Below are 15,127 nucleotides of genomic sequence, written 5' to 3'. Positions count from 1 at the left end.
ACCACGCTCCTTGACACCTCCACAGCACATCATCACTGGGGCGACACCACGCCCGACAACCGCCCTCTCCTCCCCCTGCGAAGCACAAAACCCGTCTCGACGCAGACAAAGTGACGGTATGGCACTTATGACCGAATCTTGGAAGATGGCGAATTCCCGCACTGCCGCTGCATGACACCGCAGGTCAACAAGACTGCTCCCCGCCCGCGCGGGGATGGCCCCACGCTTGGACGCACTCCGCCACCGACGCTTCACTGCTCCCCGCCCGCGCGGGGATGGCCCCGCCCCGCCCGGACCCGTCGCCCAAGGGCAACTGCTCCCCGCCCGCGCGGGGATGGCCCCGTGTCGGGCCACTGCTCGATGCCGCGGATCTCCTGCTCCCCGCCCGCGCGGGGATGGCCCCTGACCCGCCATGGTCGTAGGGCCCACACCACACTGCTCCCCGGGCCCGCGGGGATGGCCCCATCGCCCAGTGGATGGACGAGCTGAACCCCGACTGCTCCCCGCGCCTGCGGGAATGGCACCTCGCCTCGGGCCATGCGCTCGAAGAGATCATGCTGTTCCCCGCGCCTGCGGGGATGGCCCCGACCCGCTGAGCCAGAACCAGCCCTACGACCTCTGCTCCCCGCCCGCGCGGGGGATGACCTGATCCCTTGGCCGCTGTTGCCGGCCAGAGCAACCCCGCCTGTTCCGCGCCTCCGCGGGGGCGGCCACGGCGTGGCGTCGGAGGGCCGTGGGAGCATGCGCCCGCACCACCACGCTCCTTGACACCTCCACAGCACCACCCGGCACATCATCACTCGGGCGACACCACACCCGACAATCGCTCTCTCCTCCCCCGCGAAGCACAAGACCCGCCTCGACACAAAGAAGGTGACGGTATGTCACTTATGACCGAATCCCGGAAGATGGCGAATTCCCGCACTGCCACCGCATCACACCGCAGGTCAACAAGACTGCTCCCCGCCTGCGCGGGGATGGCCCCTGGGCCTGCGCCCCGGAGGCCAGGAGATAGCCGCTGCTCCCCGCCTGCGCGGGGATGGCCCCGCGCCATCGAACTCCTCCTCAAACTGGAGGCCCTGCTCCCCGCCCGCGCGGGGATGGCTCCCTCGGACCTGGTGCCTGCTCCCCACTCCGCGTCTGCTCCCCGCCCACGTGGGGATGACCCCCTGCTACGACTCGCCCCGCCCGGACCTGGCGCGACATCCCCTGCTCCCCGCGCCCGCGGGGATGGTCCCGTGATGCTGCGTGATCTGCCCGCGCTCGGCCACTGCTCCCCGCGCCTGCGGGGATGGCCCCGCCGTCTGGGGCGAGCCGAAGGGCTTCTTCACCTGCTCCCCGCGCCTGCGGGGATGGCCCCGGCGTCAGCCTCTCCATGCTGGAGGACGCGAACTGCTCCCCGCACCTGCGGGGATGCCCCAGTCCCAATCGCGATCGGTCACGGTCTGGGCACCGCAGGTCCCGTTCCTCGGGGTCAGGACCCGCAGGTGTTTGCTCGGCCCGGCGGTGTCACTTGCGGCCGGGAATCAGATCCACGATCTTGGAGAACACTCTCCAGCCGGAGACCAGGAGCGCGGTGGTGGCCGAGAGGCCGAAGACGATCCAGCTCTGGGCCTGCTCGGGTATTCGGACGGGGAGCTCGGGCAGCAGGGCGGAGGTGAGCGCGGCGGTGGCGGTCGCCACGACGAGCGCGACGGCCAGTCGGACGGTCTCGATCACCGCTTCCCGTATGGGGGACACCGGCTGGGCCTGGGAGCCGTCGGTGTCGAGCAGAGCGCCGACCCGGCCTGCGGCGTACCTCTCGCCGATGGTGGCCAGTGTCCGGCTCAGGTCCCTGAATCCCCGCTGCGGGTCGGTGTCGAGGAGGGCGGACTGTTCGCGCAGGATCGCCACGACCTTGGCCGCATGCTGGCGGGCGAGGGCGCGACGGGGCGAGCGTCGGGGGATGGTGCCTGCTCTGCGGTGGGCCCCGAAGACGGCATCCTCGACGTTGCGGCAGGCACGGTCGAGCTTGCGGAGTTTGCGCTGCCGGGCGACCGCGGGGACCTCGGCGGCGTCGGCGCAGGCGTCGAGCGCGGTCAGGACCTTGAGATTGAGCATGTAACGGAAGCTGGTGGAGCGGCCGACTCCGGTGCTTCCCAGCAGCATCGCCGGCAGGAAGGTGAGGGCTACGAGGGTGAGGCTGACCAGGAAGTCGTAGATGCCGAGCGGACCGGGCTTGTTCCCCTCGGCAGTGAAATGGTGGAAGGCCTGGCCGTAGGAGCGGAGGAAGTGCTCCACAACATCCAGGTGCCGGTAAGCCGCTCGGTCCGCGGCGGAGAGAACGAGCCCCTCCAACACCGGGGAGAGCCGGACTGCGGCGACAAACGTCGCCAATGCCACTACGACAAGGAACCAGGGGAAGCTGGCGGCGGGCCGCAGGACGTAGAGCGCAGCCCGGGTATGGGGGAGCTCGCGGTCCTCCAGATCGAGGCGCCGGGCAACTGCGTCGAGTCTGCTGGTCAACGGTTCGGCCGCCCGGCGGTTGGCACGCCGCCTCCAGACGCGGTACCGGGCCCGGAGCCGTAAGACCTGCCAACTCATCTGATCGGTGCGGCTGTCGGCCATGTCCCCCCCAGGACGGATGTGTGGTCGGTACACACATGATGGCGGGGCCGAGGGCCGGAGGCAGCCGTCTTCGCTGAGATGGTTGCTGTGCTTCCGTGCGGGGCTGACGCGCTGTCGGCGGAAGCAGGCCCGAAGCTGCTCGGCTTCCGGCTCGTGGCACCCACAGCGGGCACACCGGCATCGCCGAGGGCACCAGCATGGCGGCGATGCCCTGTTCCCCGTCGGTGCGGAGGTCAGCCGACCTACGCCGCCACCTGGTCCGGCAGCTACCTGTCCTTTCCGCGAACGCGGAGGTCAGCCGAAACTAGGCCCGACCCCCTCTTCCTTACGAAGCGCAGCATTCGCCCCGAGGCAGTAAATATAACGGTATGTCACTTATGATCGAATCCCGGAAAGTAGCAGATTCCCGCACTGCCACCGCATAACGCCCCAGGTCAATACTGCTCCCCGCCCGCGCGGGGATGGCGCCAGCGGCCCGGCCGGGACGGCCTCGACGCCGGTATGAGCGCTGCTCCCCGCTCGCGCGGCCAGGCCGCGGCGGTGGACAACACCGCGTCCTCTCCGCCAGCGTGGGGGTGGTCTCCGATTCCGGTTCACCAGAGGGTATGGGTACGGGTGCGGGATCAGAGGGCGGGTGGTGGTGTGATCTGGCAGAGAACGACGAGTTCGAGGCGCGGGACAACGTAGTAGGCGAGGAGGCCGCCGGCGACGTCGAGGTAGCGCATCGGCTCGCCGCTGCCCTGGTAGACGGTCCCGTCCAGGTAGAGCGCCTCGGCGGCCCGGACCAGTTCGGCGGCCCGGTGCTGGACAGCGTCGAGGAAGTCGGCCGGGGCTCCGGCGGTGACGTGCTGCTCGCTGGGCAGGTACTCCCAGCTCCAGGTCATCCGTTCACCGCCGCGTAGGCGGCGCGGTAGAGCTCGGCGACCGTGACGGCGTGCTGGCGGCACTCCTGGACGGTGCCGGCGTGGTTGGCGAGGTAGTTCGCCCGGTGCCAGGCCTGGGCGGTGGCCGGATGGCGCTCGATCTCCACGACGGCGGCCCAGTGCGCGACGAACGAGCGGATGGGCTGGACGCTGCCGGTGGTGATGGCCTCGGCCATGGCCTTCGTCTGCCCGTCGACCATCTCGGGAAGTCGGTCAGCGGCGACAACGGCCAGGGCGGCCTTGAGCGCGGCCGGACTCTGCTCGGGCCGGGGAATCAGCTCGACCCCGTCGTGCAGGGGCTGACTCATCGCACCACTCCCTCTCTCGTCTGCTGCGAGGCTACTCGCTCCGCAGGACGCACTTCACGCACCCCCAGAAGCCAGCCGTCCTCCAATATGGCCGACCTCGCATCCGCTGAGGTCAGCCAACGGGCAAACCCAGCAGACGGTGTCCCCTCCACCCTCTTCGCTGACACGAAAGACGGCTCTGAGCCACCTGCTCACGTGAGTAGGTGACTCAGCTGTTCTTCCTTTGCATGAGGTGGTCCCGCAGGCTTGTGGCTGGCTGCTCCCCGCCCGCGCGGGGATTGTCCCGTCCATGGTGGTGGAGCCGTCGGCCCGCGCCGGCCCCACCACGGGTGCGGGTGGGTGGGTTCGGTGGATCGCGCTGCCGTGTCGTACAGCTGTGGGAGCATCGCCCCACACCGCCATACTCCTTGAGCCCTCCACAGCACCACCTGACCGGCGCCCACCTTCCCTCGCCGACCGCAAGACCCGTCTCGGCACAGAGAAGGCGACGGTATGTCGCTTATGACCGAATCCCAGAAGATGGCGAACTCCCGCACGGCCACCGCATAACACCGCAGGTCAACAAGACTGCTCCCCGCCCACGCGGGGATGGTCCCACGTTCATCGCGTGCTGCTCCTGCTGCTCCTGCTGCTCCCCGCCCACGCGGGGATGGTCCCATCGCCTCCACGGGCCGGATGAACGGGTACAGCTGCTCCCCGCCCACGCGGGGATGGTCCCGGGATCGACGTCGGCGCCCTGCGCGGCGACCTCTGCTCCCCGCCCACGCGGGGATGGCCCCCCGGGCGACGTCATGGTGGGGCGGAACGCCCGCTGCTCCCCGCCCACGCGGGGATGGTCCCGACCTCCTGGACGCCCTGGCCGCCGATCCGGGCTGCTCCCCGCCCACGCGGGGATGGTCCCGCGGAACTCGATCTCTGCGCTGTTGGCGTTGCCTGCTCCCCGCCCACGCGGAGGTCAGCCGCAGGGCCCGAACATTGTGATCGACGGGTCTTGGCCTTCTCCGCAGCCGCGGAGGTCAGCCGGTCAAGGAGGGGAGGGGCAGGATCACGGCGAGCCCTCTCCGCGACTGCGGAGGTCAGCCGTTCACGTGCCGACGTGCGATCCTTCGCCGGTCGTCCTCTCCGCAAACGCCAGCCGCACTACAACTCCGGTGTCACCACGTTAATCGAGTCCTCTTCCCGAACGCGGGTTCCATAAGAGTGCCCTCCCCTGCTGGTACACCATTGGTGTACCAGCAGGGTACGATCGTGGTATGGCTGATGCGACGATCAAGGTCTCCCCTGATACGCGCGACCGGCTGGCCGCTCTCGCGGCGGCCCGCGGCACCACGATCGGCGCCCAGGTGGCCCTCCTGGTAGAGCAGCAGCCCACCGCGGAGCAGATCGCCGAACGCGTCGCGGAGGGCCGTCGCCTGCTGCGGGAGCACTTCGGCATGACGCTGCCGGACGCGGAGCTGGACCGGGGCCCGGATCTGCTGCAGCGGGTCTACGACATCGCCGCGGCCGACGCGCGCGCCAAGGTCGCTCCCCGGCGCAGCGCGTGATCGTCCTGGATTCGAGCGCGCTGGCCGCGCTGGCCGCCGGTCATCCGCGCCTGCACCGGATCGTGGACTCCGCGCTGCACAGCCCGTTCCAGCACCTGCTGGTCCCGTTACTGTGTCTCGTGGAGGCGGAGCTCGGGGACGAGGGGGCGGCGCAGGCGGTCCTGGCACTGCCGGCGCTCGAGTTCGAGCCCCTGGACGCGACGTCCGCGGTGGTGGTGGCGACCATGGTCCGGGACGGGTACGGAGGCCAGGACGTGGCCCACGCCATCGCCACGAGCCTGCCCACCCCGGTGCGCCCGCAACAGCACCTGATCCTGACCGCCCGCCCGGAGCTGTATCCGCCCGGGATCGCCACCGTCAACATCGACGACCCCCGCCTAGAACCGTAGACACCGGAGCTCCGACGCCGTACTCCAGGCCCCTTGACACCTCCACAGCACAATCCGACCGACAACCTCCTTCCCCAGCGGAGTACAGGGCTCGTCTCGACACATGGAAGGTGACGGTATGTCATTTATGACCGAATCCCGGAAGATGGCGGATTCCCGCACTGCCGCCGCATAACACCGCAGGTCAACAAGACTGCTCCCCGCGCCCGCGGGGATGGTCCCGCTGGTAGCGAGATGGTCGCGGACTTGGCCCTCTGCTCCCCGCGCCCGCGGGGATGGTCCCCCCGCCGGCCGCACCGGCCGCACCGGCCGCAACTGCTCCCCGCGCCCGCGGGGATGGTCCCGAGTCCAACCCGATCGTCGCGAAGAAGATCGACTGCTCCCCGCGCCCGCGGGGATGGTCCCTTTCCTAAGCACCCTTGCGAAAATTCTGTAAGCTGCTCCCCGCGCCCGCGGGGATGGTCCCGCGGCCCTGGAGGCCGGCCTCACCTTCCGGCACTGCTCCCCGCGCCCGCGGGGATGGTCCCGCTGGTAGCGAGATGGTCGCGGACTTGGCCCTCTGCTCCCCGCGCCCGCGGGGATGGTCCCCACGCCCTCCGCAGCACCATGTCCGCGTTCTCCTGCTCCCCGCGCCCGCGGGGATGGTCCTCCGACCGGCAGCGCCTTACTGATCTGCGCGCACTGCTCCCCGCGCCCGCGGGGATGGTCCGGACCGCACGAGCGCCCCGTGGGGTTCACCCCCCTGCTCCCCGCGCCCGCGGGGATGGTCCCCCTTACGCCGTCCGCGCCGCCGTCGCGTCGGTCTGCTCCCCGCGCCCGCGGGGATGGTCCCAGGGCCGCGGTGTCCACAGGCCGGGCAGGTGACTGCTCCCCGCGCCCGCGGGGATGGTCCCATGGCGATCGACTGTTCCGCCGAGACAGCGGTCTGCTCCCCGCGCCCGCGGGGATGGTCCCACGCCGTCGATCTCCTCGGCCACACACACGTCCTGCTCCCCGCGCCCACGGGGATGGTCCCTGTAGGTCGGCGACAGCGGACAGAAGAACGACCTGCTCCCCGCGCCCGCGGGGATGACCCGCCCTGCCGCTGTCGAGGGGTGACGGCAAACATCTGCTCCCCGGCCGCGCGGGGATGGCCCCGCGCCGGTCTCGTCGGTCTCGAGCTCCAGTACCTGCTCCCCGCGGCCTGCAGGGATGGTTTCGCCGCGTTCGAGGAGCCGAAGGAGGGCAAGGGCTGCTCTCCGCGCCCGCGGGATGGCCCCTGCGGTGATGGTTCTTGGTGGCCGGGATTTTCCGGGGGTGTGGTGGGTGTTCAGCCGATTCGGCCGAGGTGGATCACGATGACGGTGACGGTGGTCTCGGTGATCTCGTACATCACGCAGTAGTGGCCGGCGTGCATGCGGCGCAGGTCGGCGGAGCCGTATTCGGTGCTGCCCGGCGGGCGCGGGGGATGTGGCGAGCAGGTCGACGGCGTTCATGAGTTGCCGCAGGCCCTCGGGGTCGTCTTTGAGGAACCGGGCGGCGGCGTTGATGGCCGGCTCGTCCCGGACGATCGTGCAGCTCAAGCGGTCGGTCCCAGGCCGAGCTGGGCGCGGACCTTCTCGTGGGGCAGGCCGGCGCTCTCGCCGGTCGCCTGCCGTGCGCGGTACTGGGCCAGGACGAGGACGCCGAGGCAGAGCCAACATGGCACGTCTGCGGGAGTACTCGGCCACGATCCGCCGGTCCGCGGCGGAATACCGGCCGCCCCGCCACAAGCCCGACAGACGCGTAAGCGTCGACCTCAGGATGTTTCCGCAGGTCGGGAACAAGGTGGAGGGGTGGTCCGTCACCCCAGGGCCTCGGATACGACACGTACGCCGCGAACACCGCCCTCGGCCTCCCCGAGGACGCCCGCGACTACAGCGCCGCCGCCCAGATGCTCACCGCCCTCGACACCACCACGGTCGACCTGCTCTCCAACAACCCCGACAAGTCGGGCCAGCTCCAGGCACTCGGGATCCAGGTGCACAACCGCATCCCCACCGGCGTCCACACCACCCCGCACAACCTCACCTACCTGCGCGCCAAACTCCGAGGCACCACCACCCTCCTCCCCCACGACCTCCTCGCCACCCCCGTCGTCTGACGGGTTCGGCACGTCGAGGGACGACGGCCGGGCAGTTTCGTCCGACTCTTCCGTTCGTCGGTCCGGCCCCGTCACCGGCTGCCGAAGGACGGCCACCACAGGACGGGGTGGCCGGGCCGCGGAGGGCACCACCGACCCGGCCCCGCGTACACGGTCGCGCCTCAAGCCAGTTATTCATCATATTGTCGACACAGCCGAACGCGGGAGCCACCCACCGACCGGCACCCGACCGCACCCTCCGCTCCCCGCACTAGGGTGGCGTCCATGGCGGACACCCCCACAGCACCCTCGATCGAGGCCCTGACCGCCGTGGCCGACCGCGCCTGCGAGCCGCCCACCGGCCCCTCACGCGCCAAACAACTGCGCTGGATCACCGGCGAGTTGCGCACCGCCCTGGAACGCGGCACGCTCCCGCCCACCGCCGCCCGCTCCCTCGAGGCACTCCTCGCCCCCGACACCCTCGCCGCCTACCTCACCGCCGCCGAACAGGGCCTGCTGCGCCGCAAACCCACCGCACGACCCGAGCACCCCTCCCCCGCCTCCATGCGCGTCCGGGAGAACTGCCTGCGCATCCTCGGCTCGGAGGCGGGCCTCCCCCTCACCCTCCCCGAGCGCCACCGACCCGCCGTCGCACTCCGCGAGACGGTCGCCGCCCGCCCCCGCAGCATCCTCCTCGGCCACCTCGAACACACCACCCGCCCCGGCCAGGACGACGCCCGCACCCGCATCCTCGCGATCATCGCCACCGTCCTCGACACCGGCTGCCGCGCCGGCGAACTCTGCGCCCTGCGCACCCACGACGTCGACCTCCACCGCGGCACGATCCGCCTCACCCGCCTCCCCCAGCACCGCGACCCCCGCACCCCGCCCACCGTCGAAACCGTCACCCTCTCCGCCACCACCCGCGCCGCCCTGCGCCACTGGCTCACCGCCCGCCGACGCCTCACCCTCCGCGACGGCGCCGAGCCCCCCGGCCCCGGCAACGAGACCACCGACGCCCTGTGGGTCAGCATCGCCCCCAGCGGCCACCCCCGCCCCGGCCTCCCCCTCCACGTCCGCGGCCTCGCCCGCGCCTACGCCCGCGCCGTCCACGACCTCAACACCGACATGGCCGGACAACCCGGCTGGCACCCCCTCCCCCAACGCATGGAACCCCTCCGCCGCACCACCCAACCCCAACCCACCGACCCCGCCGTCCTCCGCCGCACCGGTGACAGGCACCCGGTCCGACCGGTCACCGAGCGAAGGCCACCGGCCCGGCAGCGCTGAACGATCCGGGAAAGCAACCCACCGGCCGGAGTCCCACAGAACTCGTCGACTCTGGCCTGTCGTTCATGGGCCGGTCGCCTGACGATCATGGAGTGCCTGCGGGAGCACTCGGCCGCGATCCACCGGTCCGCGACGGCGAGCACCGGCCGTCCGGCCGCAGGCCGGGCAGACGGGCACCCGTCGACCTCGGGGTGTTTCCGCAGGTCGGGAACAAGGTGGAGGGGTGGTCCGCCACCCCAGGACACCTATCGGGCCGACACCGCCCTCGGCCGGCCCGAGGACGGCCGCGGCGTACGGATGCCACAGGTCGGCGGGCGTCGCATGCTGGAGGCAGCCGAACGGAGGAGGCTTCCGATGGCTGTGCCGGTGGCGGTGGTGGGTGCGGGCCCGTACGGGTTGGCGGTGGCGGCGCACCTGCGGGCGCGCGGGGTGCCGGTCCGGGTGCTGGGTGTGCCGATGGAGAGCTGGCGGGAGCGGATGCCGCCCGGGATGTTCCTGAAGTCGACGCCCGCGGCGTCCGGCATCGCGGCGCCCGGCCCCGGCCACTCCTTCGCCGACTTCCGCCGCGACTGCGGCGAGGCGGCGGTGGACGGCCGGTACGCGATCCCCGTGGACGAGTTCGTCCGGTACGGCGAGTGGTTCCAGCGGCGGTGCGTGCCCGAGGTGGAGCGCGAGCAGGTGACCGCGGTCGGACGGGATGCCGGGGGGCTGCGGGTGGAGCTCGCCGACGGCGCCGCGTTCCGGGCCTCGGCGGTGGTGCTGGCAAGCGGTTTCCCGCCGTACGCGTGGGTGCCGCCGGTGCTGCGCGAGCTGCGGGAGCGGGGGCTGGCCTCGCACGCGAGCGGGTTCGGCGACCCGGCGGCGTACGCCGGTCGGCGGGTCGCGGTGGTCGGCGCCGGGCAGTCCGCGCTGGAGGGCGCGGCGCTGCTGCGCGAGGCGGGCGCCGACCCGGTGGTGGTGGTGCGCCGCCCGGACGTGCTGTTCGGGACGCCGCCGGACGGCGCGGCGCGCCCCGGCCGGGCGGCCCGGCTGCGCTCGCCGGTCTCGCCGCTGGGCCCGGGCTGGCCGCTGCTCGCGGTCAGCCGCGGCCCCGCCGCGTTCCGCCACCTGCCGGACCGCACCCGGGCGCGCCTGGTCCGCACCGTGCTGGGCCCGGCCGGCGCGTGGTGGCTGCGCGGGCGTTTCGAGGGCCGGGTGCCGGTGCTGGCCGGGCGGCCGCTGACGGGCGCGGAGGCCGTCGACGGCGGCGTGCTGCTGCGTCTCGCGGGCGGGGCGCAGCCGGTGGAGGCGGAGCACGTGCTGGTGGCGACCGGCTACCGGGTGGACGTGGCCCGGCTGGAGCTGCTCGATCCGGTGCTGCGGCGGGCGCTGCGGACGCACGGGGGCGCGCCGCGCCTGTCGGCGGGTTTCGAGTCCTCGGTGCCGGGGCTGTACTTCGCGGGTCTGGCGGCGGCGGACACTTTCGGCCCGGTGATGCGTTTCGTCTGCGGCACGGGTTTCGCGGCCCGTCGGCTCTCCGGCGCCTTGGCGCGGCGGAACTGACGGGTCGTCAGTTCTTGCCGCCGATGCGGTTCTTGACCTGTCCGGCGGCGCGGGCGGCGTTGGTGCCCGCGCTGTGGGCGGTTTCGAGGAGCATCGGGAGGGGGTCGTCGCGGCAGGCCCAGGCACGGACGGTGCCGCGGACGGGCAGCAGGTGGCGCGGCGGCCTGCGGTCGTGCCAGGCGTGGGCGGCGGCGGAGAGCAGGTCGAGGCGTCCGACCCGGAAGCGGCGGACCAGTTGGGGGGCGTCGGGGACGGGGCGGCCGGTCAGCCAGAGGTGCAGGGCGCGGACCACGTCGATGCCGCCGGTGGTTTCGAAGAGCCGGAACTGGGCGCCCTGGCGGGGGTTGAAGTCGACGAGCTTGTACCGGCCGTCGCGGCGGTCGTGGCGCCAGTCCAGGTCGGCGATGCCGCTGTAGCCGATGCGGCGGCACAGTCCGGCGGCGAGGGCGGCGAGTTCGGGGTTGGGCAGGGAGTGGGCGAGGGTGGTGGAGCCGCCGCCGGGCGGCCAGGCGCGTTCCTTGCGGCCGGTGAACACCAGCAGGGGTTCGCCGCCGGGGCCGCAGACCAGGTGGGTGAACCAGTCCTCGCAGTGCTCGGGGGGCAGGAACTCCTGGGCGAGGAGCAGGGACCGGTGTCCGCCGGGGTCGAGGGCGCGCAGTTCGGACTCGTGCCGGACCACGGTGGTGTGGCCGACCATCGGGTGGGCGAGGCGGCTGAACGGGGCGAGGTTCTTCAGCACCAGCGGATAGCCCAAGTCACGGGCAGCATCGAGGAGTTCGGGCAGGTCGGCGGGGGTGGCGGAGCGCGGCGCGGGGACGTCGTGCTCGCGGCAGATCCGGTCGAGGCCGCCCTTGTCGGCGAGTCGGCGCGGCAGGTCGGCGGGGACGGGCGGCAGCAGCAGGTCGGGGGCGAGTTCGGCGGCGTGTTCGGCGAGCAGGCAGGCGGATTCGTCGTCGGTGCAGACGGCGACCGCGGGCCGGCCGATGGAGCGGGCCACCGACCTGATGGTGTCGACGAGTTCGGCGTCGGGCTCGCTCCCGGTGGTGGGCCGTACGTGCACGCCGGTCAGGTAGCGCGAGGCGGCGGTGGCGGTCCACCGGCTCTCGACGATGGCGTGCACGGGCACGCCGAGGCGTCCGAAGGAGCGGATCGCGCCGATCGGGCTGTGCGAGGAGGGGTAGTGGCCGATCCGGACCATCAGGACGGGTACGCCGCGGTCCAGTTCGGGCCGGGCGGTGCGGCCGGTTCCGGCGGTGCGGGCGATGCGGGTGGTGCGGGCGGTTCGGGTCGGCGCGCTGTGCGGCACGGTGGTCCACCTCTTCCGTTCGCCGGTCAGGATCGTCAGTTCATTTGCTTGGCAAGGGAGTTCAGTGCTGCCAGACCTGCACCCAGTCGACGTCGAACCGGGCGGCGGTGACGTCGGCGGGCGGGGCGGAGGGGTAGCCGACCGCCAGGTTCAGGACGAGCTCCATCGGGACGTGCGGGACGCGCGCCGGGTCGGTGATCCGGAAGCGCTGGACGCCGTCGACGTACCAGGTGACGGAGTCGGGTTCCCAGTCGACGGCGACCACGTGGTAGCGGTCGGCGAGTCGGACCGGGCCCCAGGTGGTGCCGGTGTGGGCGTCCTGGCCGTCGGCGGTGCGCCAGTGCAGGTTCATGTTGACGGAGTCGTCGGTGCCGGGGAATTCGGCGATGTCGAGTTCCGGCGGGGCGGAGCGGGTGTCGGCGGGGATCAGCCAGACGGCGGGGAAGAAGCCTTCGGCGGGGCCGGGGAAGCGGACGGCGGCGGCGAAGTACCCGTAGGTGAAGGTCTGCCGGGGTTGGGCGTTCCAGCTGTCGCGGCCGGTGGTGACCATGCCGGAGGTCCAGGGGTACTGCTTGCCGTCGCTGCCGGTGGTGGCGCGGCGCTGGGCGGTGAGGTGCAGGGCGCCGTCCTGGACGGTGGCCTGGCCGGGCAGGTACCACTCGGTTTCGCCGTTGCCGCCGTTGGTGCAGCCGTCGACGTTCCAGTCGTAGCAGGTGGCCCAGGTGCCGTGGTCGAGGCGGGGGCCGGAGAAGTCCTCGCGCAGGACGCTGTGCCAGGGTCCGGCGGCGGCGGGGGCGCTGCCGTTGCCGGGGGCGGCCGCGGCTTCGGCGGCTTCGGCGGGGTGGCCGTCGGGGCCGGCGGCCGGGGGGTCGCCCTTGCCGAGACCGGAGCAGCCGGCGAGCAGCAGCAGGGTGAGGACGGCGGCCAGTGGGGCGAGGTGGCGGGTGGCGGGGCGCCAGGGGCGGGTGGGGGCGAGGGCGCCGACGGTGGTGAGGGCGGCGAGCAGGCCGAGGGCGCGGACGGTGGTGAAGGTGCCGGTGAGCAGCAGGGCCTCGGCGGTGAGGGTGGCGAGGGCGAGGCCGGTGCCGACGGCGAGTCCGGCGAGGCCGATCCGTCCGGGCAGGGTGGTGGGGTGCGGGAGGGGGCGGGCCAGTCGGACGGTGGCGGTGCCGGGTCCGGTCAGCAGGAAGGCGGCGGCGACGGTGGCGCGGAGCGGGTTGCCGGGCGGCAGGGCGGTGCTGAGGACGGCGGCCCAGCCGGAGGCGGCGAGCAGCAGCCGGGCGGGGGTGGGGCGGCGGTGGAGCGGGTGGCTCGTCACGGTGCACCTCCCTGGCCGCCGGGTGCGGCGACGGGCGGCAGGTAGCGGTAGACGACGGCGTCGGGGGTGGTGAAGACGGCCTGGAAGCGGGGCGAGGCGGCGACGGCGGTGTGGACGCGGTCGACGGTGCCGGCGGGCAGGCGGCCGGTGAGCGCGCATTCGGCGGCCTGGGCGCGGGTGAGGATCAGGTAGGAGGGGCCGGTGGTGCGGGGGTCGTCCATGAGTTGGCTGACGACGGGGAGCGGGTCGGTGACCAGGCGGCGCTGGTCGTCGGCGGAGAGCTGGCCGAGCACGGTGCGTTCGATCTGGTCGTAGCGGCGTTCGCCGCCGGGCAGGTCGGCGGTGACGGAGACGAGTCGGGAGCCGGGCGGGGCGGTGGCGGCGACGTAGTCGACGGCGGCGATCTCCTGGGTGCTGAACCAGTTCATCGCCTCCTTGCTGTAGTTGCCGAGCATCAGTCCGGTGAGCAGGGCGAGGACGGCGGCGCAGGTCACGGGGGTGTGCCAGGAGGGGCGGGGGGTGCGGCCGCCGAACAGCAGGGTGGCGCCGAGGAAGGCGGCGGCGGGCAGCGCGAACAGGTAGGCACGGAAGATCATTTCGCCGCCGTAGGGGTTGGCGAGCAGCAGCGGCAGCGGGGCGGCGAGCAGGGCGGGCAGGCCGGTGCGGCGCAGGCGGCGGTCGGTCAGCAGGGCGGTGAGGGCGAGCAGCAGGACGGCGGCGGCGGTGGCCCGGTCGGTCCAGGAGACCAGGACCTGGCCGGGGGCGGCGGCGCCGAGTCCGGCGACGCCGGACAGCACGTTGCGGTCGGGCGAGAGCAGGGCGCCGGTGAGGTCGCCGAGGTTGGCGGCGACGTAGCGGCGGGCGACGGTGGTGTCCCACAGCGCGGTGAGGGCGACGGCGGCGGCGAGCACGGGCAGGACCGTCCGCCGGTTGCGGCGGGGCACCGCCAGCAGGGCGAGGGCGCTGATCAGCATCAGCGGGGTGAGCTGGTGGGAGGTGACCACGGCGGCGATCAGGACGAGCAGCAGCAGGAACGGTCCGGTCCGCCAACCGCCGTGCGGCGCCGGGCCGTTCGGGGAGAGGCGGCGCACCACCAGGGCGAGCGTCAGCAGGTACAGCAGGTAGGCGAAGGCCTGCGGGGAGAAGTAGTCCTGGCCGACCCAGCTGGTGGCGTAGTAGAGGAAGGCGCCGCCCCAGACCAGCCGGGGGTCGCGGGTGAGGGCGCTGAACAGCAGCAGCAGCGGGCCGAGCAGCAGCAGGTTGGCGAGCGGCTCGTACCAGGTGGCGTAGCCGAGCGCGGAGTGCAAGCCGGTGGCGCGCAGCAGCAGCACGTTGAGCTGGAAGAACCCGGGCCACTGGTTGTAGATGTCGAGGCCGTCGGCGTGCGGGACGGCGCCGTTGTGGCGGAGCATCGCGTCGACCACGGCGAGGTGCTTCCAGGCCCAGGCGTAGCGCGGTCCGGGGTAGAGCAGGCTGGGGGTGGCGTGCACGGCGGCGATCAGGGCGAGCACGTAGCCGGCGGCGAGCGCGGCGGGCGGGCGGGGCAGGCGCAGCAGCAGGACGAAGCCGGTGGCGAGCAGGGCGAGGGCGGCCCAGTAGGCGGGCGGCAGGACCTGGAGCAGGCCGAGGTCGGTCATCCGGTCGAGCCGGACGCCGCGCAGGGAGAGCAGCCAGAGCGCGACGGCGACCGGCAGTGCGCCGTAGGCGGCCCGCCGGACGTGGCGGCCGGTCCGCGGGGTCGGCGGGTCGGCCGGGCCGGTGGCCCGGTCGGGGTGGGCGGTGCGGGTGCCGGTCATGGC

The 15,127-nt window shown here is 72.9% G+C and carries 11 protein-coding genes, 1 pseudogene and 3 CRISPR repeat arrays; of the genes and pseudogenes, 5 read left to right on the top strand and 7 right to left on the bottom strand.

Annotation, left to right across the window (positions count from 1 at the left end):
* Nucleotides 1-192 precede the first annotated feature (192 nt).
* A CRISPR array of direct repeats spans nucleotides 193-647; the repeat unit is 30 nt; unit sequence ACTGCTCCCCGCCCGCGCGGGGATGGCCCC.
* A gap of 862 nt (nucleotides 648-1,509) precedes the next feature.
* The 3 genes from ACIQBJ_RS08210 to ACIQBJ_RS08200 form a co-directional block, all read right to left on the bottom strand.
* Complete coding sequence (locus ACIQBJ_RS08210; protein ID WP_400705521.1) at nucleotides 1,510-2,607, bottom strand: hypothetical protein; 1,098 nt, start codon at nucleotides 2,605-2,607, stop codon at nucleotides 1,510-1,512.
* A gap of 623 nt (nucleotides 2,608-3,230) precedes the next feature.
* Complete coding sequence (locus tag ACIQBJ_RS08205; protein ID WP_400705518.1) at nucleotides 3,231-3,491, bottom strand: hypothetical protein; 261 nt, start codon at nucleotides 3,489-3,491, stop codon at nucleotides 3,231-3,233.
* The gene (locus ACIQBJ_RS08200; RefSeq protein ID WP_400705515.1) at nucleotides 3,488-3,838 is read right to left on the bottom strand and encodes a hypothetical protein; all 351 of its coding nucleotides are present in this window, start codon (nucleotides 3,836-3,838) and stop codon (nucleotides 3,488-3,490) included. The genes ACIQBJ_RS08205 and ACIQBJ_RS08200 overlap by 4 nt, the downstream gene beginning before the upstream one ends.
* Before the next feature lie 567 nt (nucleotides 3,839-4,405).
* Nucleotides 4,406-4,796: a CRISPR direct-repeat array (repeat unit 25 nt; unit sequence CTGCTCCCCGCCCACGCGGGGATGG).
* 295 nt (nucleotides 4,797-5,091) lie between these two features.
* Here ACIQBJ_RS08200 and ACIQBJ_RS08195 point away from each other — a divergent pair.
* Nucleotides 5,092-5,382, top strand: a complete 291-nt coding sequence (locus ACIQBJ_RS08195; RefSeq protein WP_400705512.1) for a hypothetical protein — start codon at nucleotides 5,092-5,094, stop codon at nucleotides 5,380-5,382.
* Nucleotides 5,379-5,771, top strand: coding sequence for a hypothetical protein (locus ACIQBJ_RS08190; RefSeq protein WP_400705509.1), 393 nt, complete (start codon nucleotides 5,379-5,381; stop codon nucleotides 5,769-5,771). Before ACIQBJ_RS08195 ends, ACIQBJ_RS08190 begins: the two co-directional genes overlap by 4 nt.
* A gap of 193 nt (nucleotides 5,772-5,964) precedes the next feature.
* Nucleotides 5,965-6,908: direct repeats of the CRISPR family, unit length 28 nt; unit sequence CTGCTCCCCGCGCCCGCGGGGATGGTCC.
* A gap of 421 nt (nucleotides 6,909-7,329) precedes the next feature.
* Here the strand turns inward: ACIQBJ_RS08190 and ACIQBJ_RS08185 are convergent.
* The gene (locus tag ACIQBJ_RS08185) at nucleotides 7,330-7,458 is read right to left on the bottom strand and encodes a hypothetical protein (RefSeq protein ID WP_400705506.1); all 129 of its coding nucleotides are present in this window, start codon (nucleotides 7,456-7,458) and stop codon (nucleotides 7,330-7,332) included.
* Between the two features lie 141 nt (nucleotides 7,459-7,599).
* On the opposite strand from ACIQBJ_RS08185, the pseudogene ACIQBJ_RS08180 reads away from it, so the two are divergent.
* From ACIQBJ_RS08180 to ACIQBJ_RS08170, 3 genes and pseudogenes are all read left to right on the top strand, one after another.
* A pseudogene (locus ACIQBJ_RS08180) lies at nucleotides 7,600-7,893 on the top strand (GTP cyclohydrolase); the annotation flags it as partial.
* Nucleotides 7,894-8,157: 264 nt separating this feature from the next.
* A complete protein-coding gene (locus ACIQBJ_RS08175) occupies nucleotides 8,158-9,162 on the top strand; it encodes a tyrosine-type recombinase/integrase (RefSeq protein WP_400705503.1) in 1,005 nt (334 codons plus the stop codon).
* A 354-nt stretch (nucleotides 9,163-9,516) separates the two neighbouring features.
* Complete coding sequence (locus tag ACIQBJ_RS08170) at nucleotides 9,517-10,704, top strand: FAD-dependent oxidoreductase (RefSeq protein WP_400705500.1); 1,188 nt, start codon at nucleotides 9,517-9,519, stop codon at nucleotides 10,702-10,704.
* Between the two features lie 7 nt (nucleotides 10,705-10,711).
* Here the strand turns inward: ACIQBJ_RS08170 and ACIQBJ_RS08165 are convergent, their stop codons facing one another.
* The 3 genes from ACIQBJ_RS08165 to ACIQBJ_RS08155 form a co-directional block, all read right to left on the bottom strand.
* Nucleotides 10,712-12,010 (bottom strand): ATP-grasp domain-containing protein, encoded by a 1,299-nt coding sequence (locus tag ACIQBJ_RS08165; RefSeq protein WP_400705497.1) that lies wholly within the window; start codon nucleotides 12,008-12,010, stop codon nucleotides 10,712-10,714.
* Nucleotides 12,011-12,071: 61 nt separating this feature from the next.
* On the bottom strand, nucleotides 12,072-13,328 hold the full coding sequence (locus tag ACIQBJ_RS08160; RefSeq protein WP_400705494.1) for a family 16 glycosylhydrolase: 1,257 nt from the start codon (nucleotides 13,326-13,328) through the stop codon (nucleotides 12,072-12,074).
* Nucleotides 13,325-15,124 (bottom strand): glycosyltransferase, encoded by a 1,800-nt coding sequence (locus tag ACIQBJ_RS08155; protein WP_400705491.1) that lies wholly within the window; start codon nucleotides 15,122-15,124, stop codon nucleotides 13,325-13,327. Before ACIQBJ_RS08155 ends, ACIQBJ_RS08160 begins: the two co-directional genes overlap by 4 nt.
* Between the last annotated feature and the right edge of the window lie 3 nt (nucleotides 15,125-15,127).

The organism is Kitasatospora sp. NPDC088391 (genome assembly GCF_044753345.1).
GTDB lineage: Bacteria > Actinomycetota > Actinomycetes > Streptomycetales > Streptomycetaceae > Kitasatospora.
Note: the sequence above shows the minus strand (reverse complement) of the source record. Positions and strands in the feature narration are given on the sequence as shown.

Bases quoted from the DNA above. Each gene is read 5' to 3' on its own strand.
- ACIQBJ_RS08210 (WP_400705521.1), bottom strand. From the start codon at position 2,607: ATGGCCGACAGCCGCACCGATCAGATGAGTTGGCAGGTCTTACGGCTC.
- ACIQBJ_RS08205 (WP_400705518.1), bottom strand. From the start codon at position 3,491: ATGACCTGGAGCTGGGAGTACCTGCCCAGCGAGCAGCACGTCACCGCC.
- ACIQBJ_RS08200 (WP_400705515.1), bottom strand. From the start codon at position 3,838: ATGAGTCAGCCCCTGCACGACGGGGTCGAGCTGATTCCCCGGCCCGAG.
- ACIQBJ_RS08195 (WP_400705512.1), top strand. From the start codon at position 5,092: ATGGCTGATGCGACGATCAAGGTCTCCCCTGATACGCGCGACCGGCTG.
- ACIQBJ_RS08175 (WP_400705503.1), top strand. From the start codon at position 8,158: ATGGCGGACACCCCCACAGCACCCTCGATCGAGGCCCTGACCGCCGTG.
- ACIQBJ_RS08170 (WP_400705500.1), top strand. From the start codon at position 9,517: ATGGCTGTGCCGGTGGCGGTGGTGGGTGCGGGCCCGTACGGGTTGGCG.
- ACIQBJ_RS08155 (WP_400705491.1), bottom strand. From the start codon at position 15,124: ATGACCGGCACCCGCACCGCCCACCCCGACCGGGCCACCGGCCCGGCC.